Raw genomic sequence first — 15,136 nt, 5'->3', positions numbered from 1 at the left:
AGAGGTGTGCGTCAGACGATGGACGTTGCGGTGCAGCAATGGGTCAACTCTTCGCGATGACGGCGGCTGTTGCACCGGAGCGGCCGGCGGCCTAGCATTTTCAAAAATACCGCGATGCGTTCGATAGGGATGGAAATACGGATGACGAAGCGTCACAAACTTGCCTGCTCGCTGGCCGTTGCCGCGGGGCTCACTCTGCTCGGACCGGCCGCCGCTTTCGCGCAGAGCAATGATGGCCTGGACCTGTCGATCGAGCTGGTCGATCCCAAGGTGCTCAGGGTCTGCGCCGATCCGCGCAACCTGCCGTTCTCGAACGAGAAGGGCGACGGCTTCGAGAACAAGCTGGCCGAGCTCTTTGCCGCCAAGCTGCAGAAGAAGGTCGACTACACGTTCTTCCCGCAGGCCACCGGATTCGTGCGCATGACGCTGGGCTCGCACCGCTGCGACGTGATCATGGGCTTTCCCCAAGGGGACGACCTGGTGCAGAGCACCAGCCCGTATTACCGGACCTCCTACGCGATCGTGACCAAGCCGGGCTCCGATCTCGCCGACGTGACGACGCTGGAGGACGCCAAGCTCAAGGGCAAGCATATCGGCATCGTGGCGGGCACGCCGCCGGCGACCAACATGGCGCTGGCCGGGCTGATGCCGACCGCAAAGCCCTACCCGCTGATGATCGACACCCGCGTCGATTCGTCGGCGGAGGCGATGATCAATGATCTGAAGTCCGGCGATATCGATGCCGGCGTGCTGTGGGGCCCGATGGCCGGGTACTACGCCAAGCAGGCGAGCCCGCAGCTGCACGTGACGCCGCTGGTGAAAGAGACCAGCGGGCCGAAGCTGATCTATCGCATCGCCATGGGCGTCCGTGGCGCGGACCAGAACTGGCGCCGTCAGCTCAACAAGCTGATCCAGGAGAACCAGGGTGAGATCAACAAGATCCTGCTGGACTTCGGGGTGCCGCTGCTGGACGAGAGCAATCATCTGATCACCGCCGAGGCTGCGGCGAAGACATCGCCATGATCGTTCGGCTCGCCGCGGCGGCGTTGGCAGGCGTGCTGCTGATCGCCGCGGCGGTCCGAGCCGATGATCTCGTGCCGGAGCCGGACAGCTACCGGACCGAGAACTACCGCGCGCCGGTGCCGACGACCCTGGCCGGTGCACGCGTGCTGTCGACGCGGGAGACCGAGGCGATCTGGCGCGCGAAGTCCGCCGCCTTCGTCGACGTGCTGCCGCGCCCGCCCAAGCCGAAGAATCTGCCGGCCGGGACGGTGTGGCGCGAGCAGCCGCGCCTGGACATTCCCGGCAGCATGTGGCTGCCCGATACCGGCTATGGTGTGCTGGCGCCCCAGACTGAGGACTATCTGAAGCGCGGGCTGGCGCACGCGTCGGGCGGCGACCTCGGTCGTCTGCTCGTGTTCTACTGCCTCGAAGACTGCTGGATGTCGTGGAATGCCGCCAGGCGCGCGCTGACCTATGGCTATCGCAACGTCGCCTGGTATCCCGACGGGACCGACGGCTGGAGCCGCGCCGACCTGCCGCTGCAGCAGACGCAGCCTGAGCCGCGGCCTGAGGAGTGAGCGGGGAGGGCGGCGAGAGCGCATCAAAACGGCTACTCCATGTCCTGCTGGATCTCCCGGGCCAGCGCGAACAGGCGCTGGTCGATTGCGGTCGGCACCTCGCAGACGAACTTCATCACGCGACGCCGATCCTCGAAGATGCGCGTCTCCCAGTTCAACTGGTTGGTCATTTCCTCGACCTTGGCCTGATCCGGCGCGGCGCTGCTCTGCATCTCCTGCAGCTTGATCGTGTCGCCGCGCACTTTGTCGACGGCCTCGCGCTGCTTGCGCATGACGCGCTCGAGGCCGTTCATGACCGATGTCCGCTGCGCGTTCAGCGTGTCGAACAGCCCGACGAACAGCAGCTTGCCCTTGCGTGTCTTCTCCTCGGACGTTCCGGTCAGGAAATCGGCGACGTCCTTCTGGGCCTGCTCCAGCGGGATACGGCGCGCGGCAAGCTTGGCGACGAGCTCGGCCACCTTCACATCGTCCTTCCAGCTCGCGCCGACATCGTCGATCGGCGGGCCGGACCACACCGCCGCGATGGAGATTTCCGGCACCTTGGCCTGCGGGCAGGGCCAATCCGGATAGCGCGGATCGGCGGCTTGCGCAGCACTGGCTGACGCAGCGATGGCGACGGCCGCCAGTGTCGTTCTGAACCTCATGCCTCGCCTCCGGGACCGCGCCTGACAAACCCCCGCGACGGATCATAGGCCAGGATCGCGCCGATCATGAATACGGCGGTGCAGCCGCCGACCACCGCGAGCGAAACCCAGTTCAGCTTGCCGTACAGCGCAAAGCGGATGAGCTCGACCGCGTGGGTGAAGGGGTTGGCTTCGCAGAGATAAGCCAGCCAGGGACTGCCTTCCTCGACGCGCCAGAGCGGGTAGAGCGCCGATGAGGCGAAGAACATCGGGAAGATCACGAAGTTCATGACGCCGGCGAAATTCTCGAGCTGCTTGATGCCGGAGGAAATCAGCATGCCCAGTGCGCCGAGCATCAGGCCGGACAGGATCAGCGCCGGCAGCACCGTCAGATAGCCCATCGGCGGCGGGGTGATGTCCCAGAACCAGGCGATGGCGAGAAACGCATAGACCTGCAGCACCGAGACGGCGGTGCCGGCGAGCAGCTTGCAGAACAGGAGATAGCCGCGCGGCAGCGGGCTCACCAGCAAGGTGCGCATGTTGCCCATCTCGCGGTCATAGACCATCGACAGCGACGACTGCATGCCGTTGAACAACTGGATCATCGCCATCAGGCCGGGCGCGATATAGACCTCGTAGAGGATGTAGGTCTCGTAGGGCGGGATGATCGAGATGCCCAGCACCTGGCGGAAGCCGGCGGCGAAGATGAACAGCCAGACCAGCGGCCGTACCAGCGCCGAGACGAAGCGCTCGCGCTGATGCAGGAAGCGCAGGCCCTCGCGCCAGACGATGCCGGTGAGGCAAGTGATGTATTCGCCGGCCGAGAAGCCGCTGCGTGTGGGTGGGGGGGCGTGCACGGTGGTGACGGTCATGGCTCGGAGCTCCGCGCCGGACTGGCCTGGGTCGTCAGCCGCGCGAACGCCGCGTTGACGTCGGTCGCACCGGCCTCGGCGATGACCTGCGGGACGGGCCCGCGCGCCAGCACGCGGCCTTGATGCAGCACCACGAGATCGTCGGTCGCCGCGATCTCGTCGAACAGATGCGTCGCCCAGAGCACGCCGATGCCCTGCTCGGCGACGAGCTGACGGACATGGCCGACGATGTCGGCGCGCGCCTTGACGTCGAGGCCGACGGTGGCCTCGTCGAGCAGCAAGAGGCGCGGCCGGTGCAGCAGGGCGCGAGCAATCTCCAGCCGGCGCATCTGGCCGCCGGAGAGGTCGCGCACCTTGTTGCCGGCGCGGTCGGCGAGGCCGATCCGCGCCAGCAGCTCCTCGCTGCGCGCGCGGGCCTCGCGGCGGGCGATGCCGTGCAGCGCGGCGTGGTAGAGCAGGTTCTGGGTCAGCGACAGATCGAGATCGAGCGTGCGCGGCTGGAACACGACGCCGAGTAGCCGCAGCGCCTCGCCCGGCGTCCGGCCGATGTCATGGCCGAAAATGCCGATCTGGCCGGTCTGCACCGCGAACAGCCGCGTGATGAGCGAGAACAGCGTGCTCTTGCCGGCGCCGTTGAGGCCGAGCAGGGCGGTGAAGCTCGCAGGCTGGACGGCGAAGCTGACGTCGTTGAGCGCCTTGCGTGCGCCGTAGGAATGGCTGACGCCGGCGACCGACAGCGCGGGGACCTGCTCGGGCGCCGGCTGCGATGCAGAGCCTGTCGAGTCGAGAGCGGGTGCGTTTTGCGTCGTCATGGCTGTGCAATCGTGATGCCCCAGGGCAGCTCGCCGACCTGGATGGTCTTGATCACCTTCTGCGCGGCGACGTCGATCACCGAGACGTCGTTGGAGACGCCGTTGGTGACGAGCAGATATTTCTCGTCCGGTGTGAACTCCATGTGCCAGACGCGCTGGCCGACCAGGAGATACTTCTTCACCTCGTGGGTGGCGCCGTCGACGACGGCGATACGGTTGGCCGGGCCGAGCGCGACGAAGCCGGTCTTGCCGTCCTTGGTGAGCCCGATGCCGACCGGCTGGATCGCCTCGCTGCGCAGGCCGGGCACGGCGAACTTGATCTTGCCGGTGACCTCACGCTTGGCCGGATCGATGATCGAGACGGTGCCGCCGATTTCGGCGGACACCCACAGCTCCGAGCCGTCGCTCTTGAACTCGGCATAGCGCGGCCGCGCATCGACCAGCACGTTGGCGACGATCTTGCGGGTTGCCGTGTCGATGAAATGCGCCATGTTGGTGGTTTCAGAGGTGCAGATCAGGATCTTGCCGTCCGGACTGAGCATCATGCCCTCCGGCTCGACGCCGACCTGGACGTCGCCGATGCGGACGCGCTTCTCGAGGTCGAGCACCGTGACGGTGTTGTCGTTCTCGTTGGCGACATAGAGCGTCTTGCCGGCGGCGTCCTGCGCGAACAGCTCGGGATCGGGGCCGGAGGGCAGGGTATCCACCACCTCCATCTTCTTGGCATCGATCACCTGAATGGTGTCGTCATCGCCGACCGCGACCATCACGAACTTGCCGTCGCGCGTGAACGCGATGCCGCGCGGCCGCTGGCCGACCTTGATGGTCTTGGTGACCGTCCATGTGTCGGTGTCGATGACGGAGACGGTGTTGCCTTTTTCGTTGGAGACGAAGGCGACGTAGGCGGAGGCGGGGGCTGCATGGGCCATGACGAGTGCGGCGATGAGCAGGCTGACTGCTGTGCCGAAGCGCTTGCAAAGCTGCGATCGCCCTTCGGGACGCGCGTGTGCGGAAGGCTCCACACCAGCACGCATGTCGGCCCGGCATGTCGGACTAGGCATTCTCATCAGCATGGTTCGATCCGACATCATTGCAGCTTGCACTTGGTTTCGGGGCGGTCGATACCGAGGGTGTCGAGTTCGGAGACCTGGTGCAGGAAGCCCTCCTGCGGGGAGACCGAGACGATCATGCGGCCGTCGGCTAAGAGGATCGGCTGGCGGAGCTGCAGGTTCCAGTCGCGCAGCGAGAGGCGGGTGCCCTTGAAGGCGGCGATCGTGAAGTTCGGGCTCTTGAGATAGTCGGTCATCGTCTTGGCGTCGCCGGAGTTGGTGCGCGAGGCGGCCTCGCCGACCATGCGCGCGGCCATCCAGGCCTGCATATCCAAGGCGTCCATGCGGCGCGACGCGAGCTTCATGAAGCGGTTCTGCAGCTGGGTGGCGCCCCATTGGTCCTGTGAAGGATCCCAACTGGTCGGACGCAGGCCAGCGGAGCCGGCGACGGGCCTCGCATCCCAGGTGCGATAGGGCAAATAGGAGGCGAACACCTCGCTCTCGTCGGCCGCGACCAGCACGTCATAGGCGGGCGCCTTCTGCGTGAACACCGGCATCTGGCGCTGGATCAAGGTGACGCCAGAGTCGGTGCGCCGTGCGCCGCCGATGTCCTCGAAGGTGCGCTCCTCCACGATCTTGGCGCCGAAGCGCGTGGCGGCGCGGCGCAGCGCATCGGCGAACAGTCTGTCATTGTCGTGCGAGCCGGTGACGAGCAGCCAGCGCTTCCACTGCTTCCAGACCAGATATTGCGCCAGGCCATCGGCCAGCATCGAGCGCGTCGGCGCGACATGGATGACGTTGGCGCGGCAGTCCTGCTCGCGCAGCCGGTCGTCGGTGGCGCCGACATTGAGCAGGGTGACGCCGCGGCCCCGCAACGCATCTGCGACCTTCAGCAGCGCATCTGCCGGCAGGTCCACGAGGACGAATCCCGTCTTGCCGGCGAGCTCATTGGAGGCCTGCGCGGCGTCCTCGTCATCCTTGACGCGGCGGTCGATCAAAGTGAAGCGCTGGTTGAGGAACTTGCCGGTGGTGTTGTTGTCCTCGATCGCGAGCTTCGCGCCGGCCACGCCATCATCGGCCGCTGGCTGGTCGAGCGGCGACAAGGTCTGCGGCACGCTGGCGCGGCCGAGATAGCCGATCGCGATGTCGACCGGATCCGCCGCGCTGGCGGCAGTTGCGGCGGCGATGAGGCCGATCGCGCCCATCAGAGATCGGGCCAGAACTCCCAGGACCACATGTCCTCCCATTGTTCCCTCGTCCTTGTCCGGCGAGGTTTCATTTTGCAAGATGAACGAATTGGCCTAGCTTTCAACCCCACTTTTGGCCGCTGTCGCGTCATTTCGGATCACGACCTTGAAACCTGCCGTTCTCCCCGCGTTCCTGATCCTGATGTCTGCGACATCAGTGCAGGCCGAGCCGACCAAGGTGGCGGTGTTCGACTTCGAGCTGATCGACACCAGCCTGCAGGGCGAGGTGCAGGGCCCGCGCCAGGACGAGCAGAACAGGCTGGCGCATGCGGCCGAGCAACTGCGCGCGGCGCTGCAGGACTCCGGCAGATTTCGCGTGCTCGACATCGCTTCCATTAACGATGCGGCGCACCACAGCAATCTGCAGGCCTGCGGCGGCTGCGACGTCAAGCTCGCGGGCGACATCGGCGCCGATCTCGCCATCACCGGGACGGTGCAGAAGGTCTCCAATCTCATCCTCAACATGAACATCTATCTGCGCGACGTTCACACCGGCAAGCCGGTCGCGGCGATGACCGCCGACATGCGCGGCAACACCGACGAATCCTGGACGCGCACCATGGCCTGGCTTGTCCGCAACCGCCTGCTGGCGCCGAACTACGGTGCGCCGCAGGCGCAGTAGCCGACGAGATATGACGGTGCATTCTCGCGGCGGATGACGCCCGAGCTTTGCGTGCCGGTCGCCCCTTGGAAAACAAGAGGCGCAGGGAAGGCCGGGAGCCTGCCGCCCCCATGGCCCGCCTGCAGAAAGAAATGCAGGCGGCAGGTACCACAGGTTCGGCTGGGACATCCCGGCCCTCCCTGCGCGGATGGTCTTAACGGTTGCTTCGCGTTCTCCCCGGTGCGCCGGGCTTTCTGGTCACCGTGCGCGACGACGCGCTGTGAGCACGCCGCCGCGGAGGCATCGGCATCGGGATGCCAGGACCACGCGACTTGGCCGTACGCCGTGACGCGTTCGTCCGCACGCTCTCACGAGGCATGTGATGCCCTGAGCATGCTGCGCGCCGCCGGCGTCCACCGCATCCCACCTCCACGTTCGTGACGACCGCGATACGCCCTCTCGACGAGGCGGGATGGGGCTAAACAATCACGATTTCCGGAAAAACGAAAGTGAAATTTTTGTCGCCACCGGGCTGGACACTGGGATCGCCTTGTGGCGCCGAGCGAAATCCCCCTCGTCGCGCACGTGTAATCCGGGCGCCGGGCACGACAAAATCGTCTCGACGGGCGCGTCATCGCACCCGTCGGGCAAATCACGTCCGCGGCTGATATCAGCGTGCGAGCCGCGCCGCGTGCCAGCGCAGGTGATCGGCCATGTAGGTCGAGATGAAGTAGTAGCTGTGGTCGTAGCCTTCCTGCTTGCGCAGCAAGAGCGGGATGTTCGCTTTCTCGCAGGCCGCCTTGAGCAGCTCCGGGCGCAGCTGCTGGGTCAGGAACTGATCGGCGGTGCCGACATCGACCAGCAGGTCGGAGACGCGCGCGCCATCCTCGATCAGCGCCACCGCATCGTGCTTGCGCCACGCCGCCTTGTCGGCGCCGAGATAGCCGCCCAGGGCCTTCTCGCCCCACGGCACCTGCGAGGGCGCGACGATCGGCGAGAACGCGCTGGCCGCGCGGTAGCGGTCCGGGTTGCGCAGCGCCACCGTGAGTGCGCCATGGCCGCCCATCGAGTGGCCCATCACCGACTGGCGGCGCGGATCGACCGGGAAGTTCGCCGCGACCACGCTCGGCAGCTCCTCGGTGACGTAGCTCCACATGCGGTAGTTCTTCGCGAACGGTGCCTCGGTCGCGTCGACATAGAAGCCGGCGCCGAGGCCGAAATCATAGGCATTGTTGGGATCGCCGGGCACGCCGTCGCCGCGCGGCGAGGTGTCGGGCGCCACGAAAACCAGGCCGAGCTCGGCGCAGGCGGCACGAAACTCGCCCTTTTCGGTGACGTTGGCGTGGGTGCAGGTCAGGCCGGAGAGATACCAGACGACCGGCAGCTTCGCGCCGTCGGCATGCGGCGGCACGAACACCGAGAACGTCATCTCGGTCTTGGTCTCCTGGCTGGCGTGGCGATAGACGCCCTGGACGCCGCCATGGGACTTGTTCTGGGAGACGGTCGTGAGGGTCATGGGATCACCTGTTCGGCAATGATGTCGGGCCGCTGGCGCGCGTGCCGCCAACGCGTGTCAAGCTGCGTCGTTCAATCGGGGCGAGTCAAGCGACGCCGTTCTCGATCGCCAAACGCACCAACTCGCCGGATGTTCGCACGCCGAGCTTCTGGCGGATGATCGAGGAGGTGTTGGCGACGGTCTTGTAGGACGAGTGGATCAGCCAGGCAATCTCGGACAGGCTCTTGCCGGCGCTGAGCAGGCGGAGGATCTCGAGCTCGCGCGAGGTCAGCTTCGCCAGCGGGCTCTGCGCGACCGCGGCGCCCGCGAAGGCGATGCTGCGCGCGATCGCCGGCGGCAGATAGCTGCCGCCGCGCGCGACCTCGCGGATCGCCTCGGCGAGATCGTTCGGGTCGCCGCTCTTGGAGACGTAGCCCTTGGCGCCGATGTCGATGGCGCGCGCCGCGAACACCGGATCGTCGTTCATGCTGAACATGATCAGCCGGGCGTTGGCATCGTGGGCGAGGATGCGCCGCGCCAGCTCGAAGCCGGAGACGGTCGGCAGGTTGATGTCGACGACGCAGACGTCCGGCCGGCGCGCGATGAAGCTGGCTTCGCCGCTCTCGGCATCGGCGGCCTCGAGCAGCTCGAGGTCCGGATCGGTCGAGAGCAGGGCCCGGCAGCCTGATGCCACAATGGGATGGTCATCGACGATCAGTACGCGCATGGCCTTGGGGTCCCGGACTTCCAACTCGCGTCATTGTTGCGATGCATCATGGATGCATGCTGCGCGGTCTGGCATCATGTTGCAATTAGATCGCCGGCGGATTTGTCTGTCAATGTGAGGACGCGTGAAACCCGGTGGCTTTGAGGCGGAGAGAATGTGGCAGAATTGGTCGTTGCGGACCCGCATCAACGTGCTGCTGGCGCTGCTGCTGACGCTGGGCCTCGCCATCAACATCGGCCGTCTCGTGCTGGAGGCGGCGCCGCGCGTGCTGGCCGAGGACCAGAGCGTCATCCGCCTGACACGGGCCTTCGTCGAGACCATCATGGACGAGGTCAATGACGCGCCCGATCCGGACGCGCGCCTCGATCGGATCGTCGGCGATCTCGGACAGCTTCGTCACGTCAGCGTGAGACGGCAGGGAATGCCGGCGCAGACTCCGCCCTCTCCGGGCGTCGGCCGCGCGGCGCCGGCGTGGTTCATCGCACTGGTGCATCCCGACAAGACCTCGGTCAGCATGCCGGTCATCGTCGCCGGCCGGAGCGACACGCTGGTGATCACGTCGCATCCCGACGACGAGATCGCGGAAATCTGGGACGGCATCGTCACCCAGCTCGTCGTCGGCTCGCTGGTCGGGCTGGCCTTGTTCGCGATCACCATGCTCGTGGTCGGCCGCGCGCTGGCGCCGCTTTCGGATCTGTCGGAGGCGATGAGCCGGATCGAGGCCGGCGCCTATGATACCCGCGTCAAGCCGGGCGGCGCGCCCGAGCTCGCGGCGCTCTGCGCCAAGCTCAACCATCTCGCCGGCGCGCTCGGCGAGGCGGTGGAGGAGAAGCGCCGTCTGGCCGAGCGCACGGTGTCGCTGCAGGACCACGAGCGCAAGGAGATCGCGCGCGAGCTGCATGACGAGTTCGGGCCGCATCTGTTCGCGCTGCGCGCCCATGCCAGTGCGCTGATGCGGCTGCCGGAGGCTGCGACGCTCGACGTCGCGGCGATGCGCCGGCACGGCCAGGCGATCCTCGACCAGGTCAACGCCGTGCAGCAGTTCAACCGCCGCATCCTCGAGCGGCTGCGGCCCGTGGGTCTCGCCGAGCTGGGCTTGCGCGAGGCGCTCGGCGCATTGGTGCGGCTGTGGCAGGAGTCAAGGCCGGAGGTCGTGATCGAGACCAGGTTCACCGACACGATCGTGCGCAGCAATGAGACGGCGGAGCTGACGATCTACCGGGTGGTGCAGGAAGCGCTGACCAACGTGTTCCGCCACGCCGAGGCCACCGCGGTCGACGTCACCATCGAGCCGCTGCAGCAGACGACGGCCGGCCACCGCCGCAGCTACACGCGGGTGCGCGTCCGCGACGACGGCCGCGGATTCAGTCCGGAGCACAAGCTCGGCTTCGGCCTCACCGGCATGCGCGAGCGGCTGCTGGCGCTCGGCGGCACGCTGACGGTGGCCTCCACCGGCACGGGCGTCACGATCGAGGCCATGGTGCCGGCCGACGCGGCTTAGGCCGGAACGAGACGACGGCCCGTCCTCACCGTTGACAGTGCCACACCGGAACTGTCGTCGCCTGCGGCGCATCATCGTCAGCACGGCCTTGCCGTGGAACATCGCCCCACGTTCTCCATTGCCCAAGCAGGACGTGCGCCGGATGCACGTCTTCGCCTTCCTCGCGTCCGAGGAGAACAGAGCTTGCTGCAATCAGGGACGAGCCATGGGACAAATCGACGAATTGGGCCTCGAGGACCGCATCCGCAAGCGCGCCCACGCGCTGTGGGAGCAGGCCGGGCAGCCGCAGGGCCGGGAGGATGAGTTCTGGCACCAGGCCGAGCACGAGATCCGCGAGATCGAGCAGTTGCACGACGAAGCGACGGCGCCGCCGCCGACGATGCTGCCGGGTTGAACGCCGTGCGTAGCGCGGGGGGCCGGCTAGCGATCCTCAAACGATCAAAGGACGAACTGATGAGCAAGGAAACACCGAAGGACGATCCGCGTCAGCGGACCGATGAAGGATCGATCAAGCAGACCGACAAGCCATGGACAGGAAACCCGGAGAAGGAGCAGCGCTCCGATTCCAAGAAGGATCTGGAGAAGTGGGCTGAGACCAAGACCCACTAACGACTAAAGCAAGACCCGTTGGCACGCGCTGCGTCGCGCGTGCCGATGGTTCTCCCGTCGATAGTTCGCCAGACGAATCCGATTTTCCAGGTCAGGCAGTGTGACCTGGGTCGGGTCGTGAGGGATCTGCTTCCGTTGCTGCGGCGTCGTCCTCGCCGAATCCGGCTTGCCCGGCACGCCGCGTGGACCGAGCTGAGGCCTCCGAGCTCGGCAGCAGGAACGCTGATGCCGTGCTGCGATTGACGTTGCAGCATTCGTCAGGAGAGCCGCGATGTCCGATCACTATCCGAAGCCGCCGTTTCCGCCGCAGTCGCAACCGATGCCGGGCACCACCGCCCGGATGGAGCCGCGGCCCGACCATGGCGAGGCCAGCTACAAGGGATCAGGCAAGCTCGCGGGCATGAAGGCCGTCATTACCGGCGGCGACAGCGGCATCGGCCGGGCGGTGGCGATCGCGTATGCGCGCGAAGGCGCCGATCTGGTCATCGCCTATCTCAGCGAGCATGATGACGCCGGCGAGGTGAAGACGCTGATCGAAAAGGAGGGACGGAAGGTCATTCTGATGCCCGGCGACATCCAGGACGCCAGGCATTGCCGCGCCATCATCCAGCGCGCCGTCGATGAACTGGGCGGCCTCGACATTCTCGTCAACAACGCCGCGCATCAGGCATCCTTCAGCGACATCGGCGACATTTCCGACGAGGAGTGGGAGCTGACCTTCCGCACCAACATCCATGCGATGTTCTACCTGACCAAGGCGGCGGTGCCGCACATGAAGCCGGGCAGCGCCAACACCGCGTCGATCAATGCCGACATGCCCAACCCCGGTCTGCTGGCCTATGCTGTCACCAAGGGCGCCATTCAGAACTTCACCGGCGGACTTGCGCAGTTGCTGGCCGAGAAGGGCATCCGGATCAACGCCGTGGCCCCCGGTCCGATCTGGACGCCGCTGATCCCTTCGACCATGCCGGAGGAGAAGGTGAAGAGCTTTGGCCAGCAGGTGCCGATGAAGCGCGCCGGTCAGCCGGCCGAGTTGGCGACCGCCTATGTGATGCTCGCTGATCCACTGTCGAGCTACACGTCGGGGACGACGGTTGCCGTCACCGGCGGCAAGCCGTTCATCTGAGACCGATGCACATCGTCTGCTGTCGCATTTGTCCGACATCCGACAAGTGCGGTGACGTCGGCACGTCATAGGCCGTGCCGGTGCTACGCGGCGGACATCATCGCGCACGGCGCGAGCTCGGCCTGCACCGGCCACACCGCCGCAGCGGCCCTATCACCCTGCCGCTCGTCGAGAATCCGCTTCACCGAGCGTGAGCAGAGGCCGCATTGGACCGTGCAGCCGAGACAATCATACACTTGCGCCGGCGAGCCGAAGGTGATGTCGGCCGCCGTGACGATGTTGCGAATGGCCGTGTCGCTGATGACGTTGCAGGAACAGATGATCATGGCTGTTGCTCGCTCCTGCAAACGATAAGCAACCGGGATGCCAAGGCCGGCGCGCCGGATACGGGCTAATCAGAATCGTTCGAAACGATCTGATCGGCGGGCACGCTCGCGCTCGTCCTGATGCAGTTTGCGGCGTGCAGCCGTATTGCGGCCAGCGTCGCCTGGGCGAGCGCCTGTCCCTGCGCATCGATCCCGGTCCACTGCGCATGGCGGCCGCGTGGATCGATCTCGGCGAGCGCGATGCCGGCCGACACGTCGCTGCCGTCGCGGACGATGCCGCGCAGGATGCCGTCATAAGGGGCCGTGACCGGTGCGCCGGAGAGATGGCCGATCACGAAGCCCTTGTAGATGCGCGTGCCGATCTCGATCGGGGTATGCCATCGGCCCTCATGCGGCGAACGCACCAGGCGCTCGACGCCGACGAGCGCGCCGACATCATCCGTTGCCAGCGTCCAGCCCTCGCGCACGATCTGGCCGAGCCGGTCCGGCCGGGTCTCGATCGCGATATCGCAATTGGCTGATGGTGAGAAGCCCGGACCGATGCCGATCGAGAGCCGCGTCATGCCGCGCAAATTCGGGGTCACCTCGCGCCGCTGCATCCGCGCGTCGATCAGGACGTCGATGGTACGGACCGGCAGGAGATCGAGCAACCCGAGCGGGGTGACCAGGACGTGCCGGGGATCGCCGAGCGCCTTGAACACCTCCATCGTGCTCTCGATGCGCTCGCCGGTCACGTTCTCGATGCGGACGGTGTCGCCGAACAGAGCGTCGTGAAACGCCATCTTGCGGCGCATGACCGGCGGATTGGGATCATGCGACAGCACCACGCAGAAGCCCGCACGATGCAGATGCACGCCGATCGCGGACGCGACGTCGTTGGTCCCGAGGACCACGGCGAAGCGCACTGCATTCGTCCTCATGTCCCGGTTCATACGGCGTTGGCGTCTCGTGGCTGTCGTCGTGCGGCTGGCAAGCCGTCTTCCCGTTCGAATGATCAAATCCGTCGAGCAAGAGTTGGACCATCAGCCATCGTTTTGAAAACGATCGCTCTTTGAAGGTCTTGCAAAGGACGAAGCACAAAGCCGACGCTGGATGTGTCCAGAACGCGCCAATCTGTCGCGAACCCGACAGAAAAGGGCTGCTTTGCCCGCCGTTTTCGCTGGCCCGGAATCTGCACAACCGGCGCATGGCAATACCGCTGATATTTCCGATCGTCGCGGAGCCTGCGCCCAGACCACGTCTGAGGCAAGGGCAGCAGCCGAAGCTTGGCAGCCGGCGTCCTGGTGGCGTTGCGGCGCAGGATCAGGACGGATGACGTGAGTCTCGTTCTCGACCAGGACGTCCGCGAGCCCGCCATGGCGGCGGCCGAGACCATCGCGGCGTGCCCGTTCCATCGAGACATGGCGGCCGCCGAGCGGCCCGCGCGCACCGAGCAGAAAACGCTCGTGCTGACCGGCGGCTCGCGCGGCATCGGTCATGCGACCGCAAAGCTGTTCTCCGACGCCGGCTGGCGCATCATCACCTGCTCGCGCCAGCCGTTCGACGGTGCTCGCTGTCCGTGGGACGCCGGTCCCGACAACCACGTCCAGGTCGATCTCAGCGATCGCAAGGCGATCCCGCGCGCGATTGCCGACATCAAGCAGCGGCTCGACGGCGCGCCGCTGCATGCCTTGATCAACAATGCCGCGATCTCTCCGAAGGCCGGCGACGGCGGCCGGCTGGATTCGCTGTCGACTTCGGTCGAGACCTGGATGACCGTCTTTCACGTCAACTTTCTCGGACCGATCTTGCTCGCGCGCGGGCTGTTCGAGGAGCTGAAGCGCGGGCAGGGCGCGGTCGTCAACGTGACGTCGATCGTCGGCACCCGCGTCCATCCGTTTGCGGGCACCGCCTATGCGACCTCGAAGGCGGCGCTCGCCTGCCTGACCCGCGAGATGGCGCACGACTTCGCGCCGCATGGCATCCGCGTCAACGCCATCGCGCCCGGCGAGATCAAGACCGAGATGGTGTCCCCGGAGACCGAGGCGCGGTTCTCGCCGCTGATCCCGATGCGCCGGATCGGCGCTCCGGAGGAGGTCGCCAAGGTGCTGTTCTTCCTGTGCTCGGATGCGGCGAGCTACGTGACCGGCGAGGAGATCCAGATCAACGGGGGGCAGCACCTCTAGGTTGATCACAGCCGCGCGCTGCCGACACGCGGATGTGAACACGTCATACCCATGGCTTGCAGCCGAAGGCGACGAGCGGCGGGCCGACGGTGGAAAGTTGGTGTTCAGTGTTGTCCGTTGCGATCCGGTCGCAAACAGGCCGACGAATGCGCGGATATTAGGTGTCGAGAAGACAACGCGAAATCGTTAGGCACACCGTTTTTGTCGCCCGCGCGGACGTGCAATGCACGCATCGTGACGGGTGCAAACTCATTTGTTAACATCATGAAAGCCTGCAGCTTTTCTGCTCTGTCCGTTGCACACTACTTCTGCGGCAATGCAGCAAAGTTAGGCACGACAATCATCTGCAGTTGGGGGAGGATGTTAGAACATCTACAATCACGGGCGGCTTCACCGAGGCGTT

17 protein-coding genes are annotated in these 15,136 nt (G+C 66.1%); 8 read left to right on the top strand and 9 right to left on the bottom strand.

Annotated elements, in window-relative coordinates; genetic code table 11:
• The first annotated feature begins 141 nt into the window (after nt 1-141).
• Together QX039_RS04595 and QX039_RS04590 are read left to right on the top strand one after the other, a co-directional pair.
• Nucleotides 142-1,023, top strand: coding sequence for a substrate-binding domain-containing protein (locus QX039_RS04595; protein ID WP_315771590.1), 882 nt, complete (start codon nt 142-144; stop codon nt 1,021-1,023).
• Nucleotides 1,020-1,580 (top strand): PQQ-dependent catabolism-associated CXXCW motif protein, encoded by a 561-nt coding sequence (locus tag QX039_RS04590; protein WP_315771589.1) that lies wholly within the window; start codon nt 1,020-1,022, stop codon nt 1,578-1,580. The genes QX039_RS04595 and QX039_RS04590 overlap by 4 nt, the downstream gene beginning before the upstream one ends.
• Before the next feature lie 32 nt (nt 1,581-1,612).
• Here the strand turns inward: QX039_RS04590 and QX039_RS04585 are convergent, their stop codons facing one another.
• From QX039_RS04585 to QX039_RS04565, 5 genes are all read right to left on the bottom strand, one after another.
• The gene (locus QX039_RS04585; protein ID WP_315771587.1) at nt 1,613-2,224 is read right to left on the bottom strand and encodes a hypothetical protein; all 612 of its coding nucleotides are present in this window, start codon (nt 2,222-2,224) and stop codon (nt 1,613-1,615) included.
• Complete coding sequence (locus tag QX039_RS04580; RefSeq protein WP_315741281.1) at nt 2,221-3,075, bottom strand: ABC transporter permease; 855 nt, start codon at nt 3,073-3,075, stop codon at nt 2,221-2,223. The genes QX039_RS04585 and QX039_RS04580 overlap by 4 nt, the downstream gene beginning before the upstream one ends.
• Nucleotides 3,072-3,887: an ABC transporter ATP-binding protein gene (locus QX039_RS04575; RefSeq protein WP_315713184.1), complete on the bottom strand. Its 816-nt coding sequence runs from the start codon at nt 3,885-3,887 to the stop codon at nt 3,072-3,074. Before QX039_RS04575 ends, QX039_RS04580 begins: the two co-directional genes overlap by 4 nt.
• Complete coding sequence (locus QX039_RS04570) at nt 3,884-4,816, bottom strand: YVTN family beta-propeller repeat protein (RefSeq protein WP_315771585.1); 933 nt, start codon at nt 4,814-4,816, stop codon at nt 3,884-3,886. Before QX039_RS04570 ends, QX039_RS04575 begins: the two co-directional genes overlap by 4 nt.
• A gap of 158 nt (nt 4,817-4,974) precedes the next feature.
• Nucleotides 4,975-6,183 (bottom strand): ABC transporter substrate-binding protein, encoded by a 1,209-nt coding sequence (locus tag QX039_RS04565; protein ID WP_315771584.1) that lies wholly within the window; start codon nt 6,181-6,183, stop codon nt 4,975-4,977.
• A gap of 142 nt (nt 6,184-6,325) precedes the next feature.
• Here QX039_RS04565 and QX039_RS04560 point away from each other — a divergent pair, with 142 nt between their 5' ends.
• Entirely contained in the window at nt 6,326-6,805 is a 480-nt protein-coding gene (locus tag QX039_RS04560; RefSeq protein ID WP_315771715.1) for a DUF3280 domain-containing protein, read from the top strand.
• 649 nt (nt 6,806-7,454) lie between these two features.
• On the opposite strand, the gene fghA is transcribed toward QX039_RS04560, so the two are convergent.
• Nucleotides 7,455-8,300, bottom strand: a complete 846-nt coding sequence (gene fghA / locus QX039_RS04555) for an S-formylglutathione hydrolase (protein WP_315740935.1) — start codon at nt 8,298-8,300, stop codon at nt 7,455-7,457.
• Nucleotides 8,301-8,385: 85 nt separating this feature from the next.
• Nucleotides 8,386-9,006 carry a response regulator transcription factor gene (locus QX039_RS04550; protein ID WP_315713180.1) on the bottom strand — a complete coding sequence of 207 codons (621 nt, stop codon included), beginning with the start codon at nt 9,004-9,006 and terminating at the stop codon, nt 8,386-8,388.
• 154 nt (nt 9,007-9,160) lie between these two features.
• Between QX039_RS04550 and QX039_RS04545 the strand changes: the two genes are divergently transcribed.
• From QX039_RS04545 to QX039_RS04530, 4 genes are all read left to right on the top strand, one after another.
• A complete protein-coding gene (locus QX039_RS04545) occupies nt 9,161-10,507 on the top strand; it encodes an ATP-binding protein (protein ID WP_315771583.1) in 1,347 nt (448 codons plus the stop codon).
• Between the two features lie 205 nt (nt 10,508-10,712).
• Nucleotides 10,713-10,901: a DUF2934 domain-containing protein gene (locus QX039_RS04540; RefSeq protein ID WP_315771581.1), complete on the top strand. Its 189-nt coding sequence runs from the start codon at nt 10,713-10,715 to the stop codon at nt 10,899-10,901.
• Nucleotides 10,902-10,960: 59 nt separating this feature from the next.
• Nucleotides 10,961-11,116, top strand: a complete 156-nt coding sequence (locus QX039_RS04535) for a hypothetical protein (protein WP_315740937.1) — start codon at nt 10,961-10,963, stop codon at nt 11,114-11,116.
• A gap of 271 nt (nt 11,117-11,387) precedes the next feature.
• A complete protein-coding gene (locus QX039_RS04530; protein WP_315771579.1) occupies nt 11,388-12,242 on the top strand; it encodes an SDR family oxidoreductase in 855 nt (284 codons plus the stop codon).
• An 83-nt stretch (nt 12,243-12,325) separates the two neighbouring features.
• On the opposite strand, the gene QX039_RS04525 is transcribed toward QX039_RS04530, so the two are convergent.
• Together QX039_RS04525 and QX039_RS04520 are read right to left on the bottom strand one after the other, a co-directional pair.
• On the bottom strand, nt 12,326-12,568 hold the full coding sequence (locus QX039_RS04525; RefSeq protein ID WP_315771577.1) for a bacterioferritin-associated ferredoxin: 243 nt from the start codon (nt 12,566-12,568) through the stop codon (nt 12,326-12,328).
• A 65-nt stretch (nt 12,569-12,633) separates the two neighbouring features.
• Nucleotides 12,634-13,488: a xanthine dehydrogenase gene (locus QX039_RS04520; RefSeq protein ID WP_315771575.1), complete on the bottom strand. Its 855-nt coding sequence runs from the start codon at nt 13,486-13,488 to the stop codon at nt 12,634-12,636.
• A gap of 396 nt (nt 13,489-13,884) precedes the next feature.
• Between QX039_RS04520 and QX039_RS04515 the strand changes: the two genes are divergently transcribed.
• Nucleotides 13,885-14,733, top strand: coding sequence for an SDR family oxidoreductase (locus QX039_RS04515; protein WP_315771573.1), 849 nt, complete (start codon nt 13,885-13,887; stop codon nt 14,731-14,733).
• Nucleotides 14,734-15,136: the final 403 nt, after the last annotated feature.

This window comes from Bradyrhizobium sp. SZCCHNR1043 (genome assembly GCF_032489675.1).
Lineage (GTDB): Bacteria > Pseudomonadota > Alphaproteobacteria > Rhizobiales > Xanthobacteraceae > Bradyrhizobium.
Note: the sequence above shows the minus strand (reverse complement) of the source record. Positions and strands in the feature narration are given on the sequence as shown.

Bases quoted from the DNA above. Each gene is read 5' to 3' on its own strand.
- QX039_RS04595 (WP_315771590.1), top strand. From the start codon at position 142: ATGACGAAGCGTCACAAACTTGCCTGCTCGCTGGCCGTTGCCGCGGGG.
- QX039_RS04590 (WP_315771589.1), top strand. From the start codon at position 1,020: ATGATCGTTCGGCTCGCCGCGGCGGCGTTGGCAGGCGTGCTGCTGATC.
- QX039_RS04585 (WP_315771587.1), bottom strand. From the start codon at position 2,224: ATGAGGTTCAGAACGACACTGGCGGCCGTCGCCATCGCTGCGTCAGCC.
- QX039_RS04580 (WP_315741281.1), bottom strand. From the start codon at position 3,075: ATGACCGTCACCACCGTGCACGCCCCCCCACCCACACGCAGCGGCTTC.
- QX039_RS04575 (WP_315713184.1), bottom strand. From the start codon at position 3,887: ATGACGACGCAAAACGCACCCGCTCTCGACTCGACAGGCTCTGCATCG.
- QX039_RS04570 (WP_315771585.1), bottom strand. From the start codon at position 4,816: ATGGCCCATGCAGCCCCCGCCTCCGCCTACGTCGCCTTCGTCTCCAAC.
- QX039_RS04565 (WP_315771584.1), bottom strand. From the start codon at position 6,183: ATGGGAGGACATGTGGTCCTGGGAGTTCTGGCCCGATCTCTGATGGGC.
- QX039_RS04560 (WP_315771715.1), top strand. From the start codon at position 6,326: ATGTCTGCGACATCAGTGCAGGCCGAGCCGACCAAGGTGGCGGTGTTC.
- fghA (WP_315740935.1), bottom strand. From the start codon at position 8,300: ATGACCCTCACGACCGTCTCCCAGAACAAGTCCCATGGCGGCGTCCAG.
- QX039_RS04550 (WP_315713180.1), bottom strand. From the start codon at position 9,006: ATGCGCGTACTGATCGTCGATGACCATCCCATTGTGGCATCAGGCTGC.
- QX039_RS04545 (WP_315771583.1), top strand. From the start codon at position 9,161: ATGTGGCAGAATTGGTCGTTGCGGACCCGCATCAACGTGCTGCTGGCG.
- QX039_RS04540 (WP_315771581.1), top strand. From the start codon at position 10,713: ATGGGACAAATCGACGAATTGGGCCTCGAGGACCGCATCCGCAAGCGC.
- QX039_RS04535 (WP_315740937.1), top strand. From the start codon at position 10,961: ATGAGCAAGGAAACACCGAAGGACGATCCGCGTCAGCGGACCGATGAA.
- QX039_RS04530 (WP_315771579.1), top strand. From the start codon at position 11,388: ATGTCCGATCACTATCCGAAGCCGCCGTTTCCGCCGCAGTCGCAACCG.
- QX039_RS04525 (WP_315771577.1), bottom strand. From the start codon at position 12,568: ATGATCATCTGTTCCTGCAACGTCATCAGCGACACGGCCATTCGCAAC.
- QX039_RS04520 (WP_315771575.1), bottom strand. From the start codon at position 13,488: ATGAGGACGAATGCAGTGCGCTTCGCCGTGGTCCTCGGGACCAACGAC.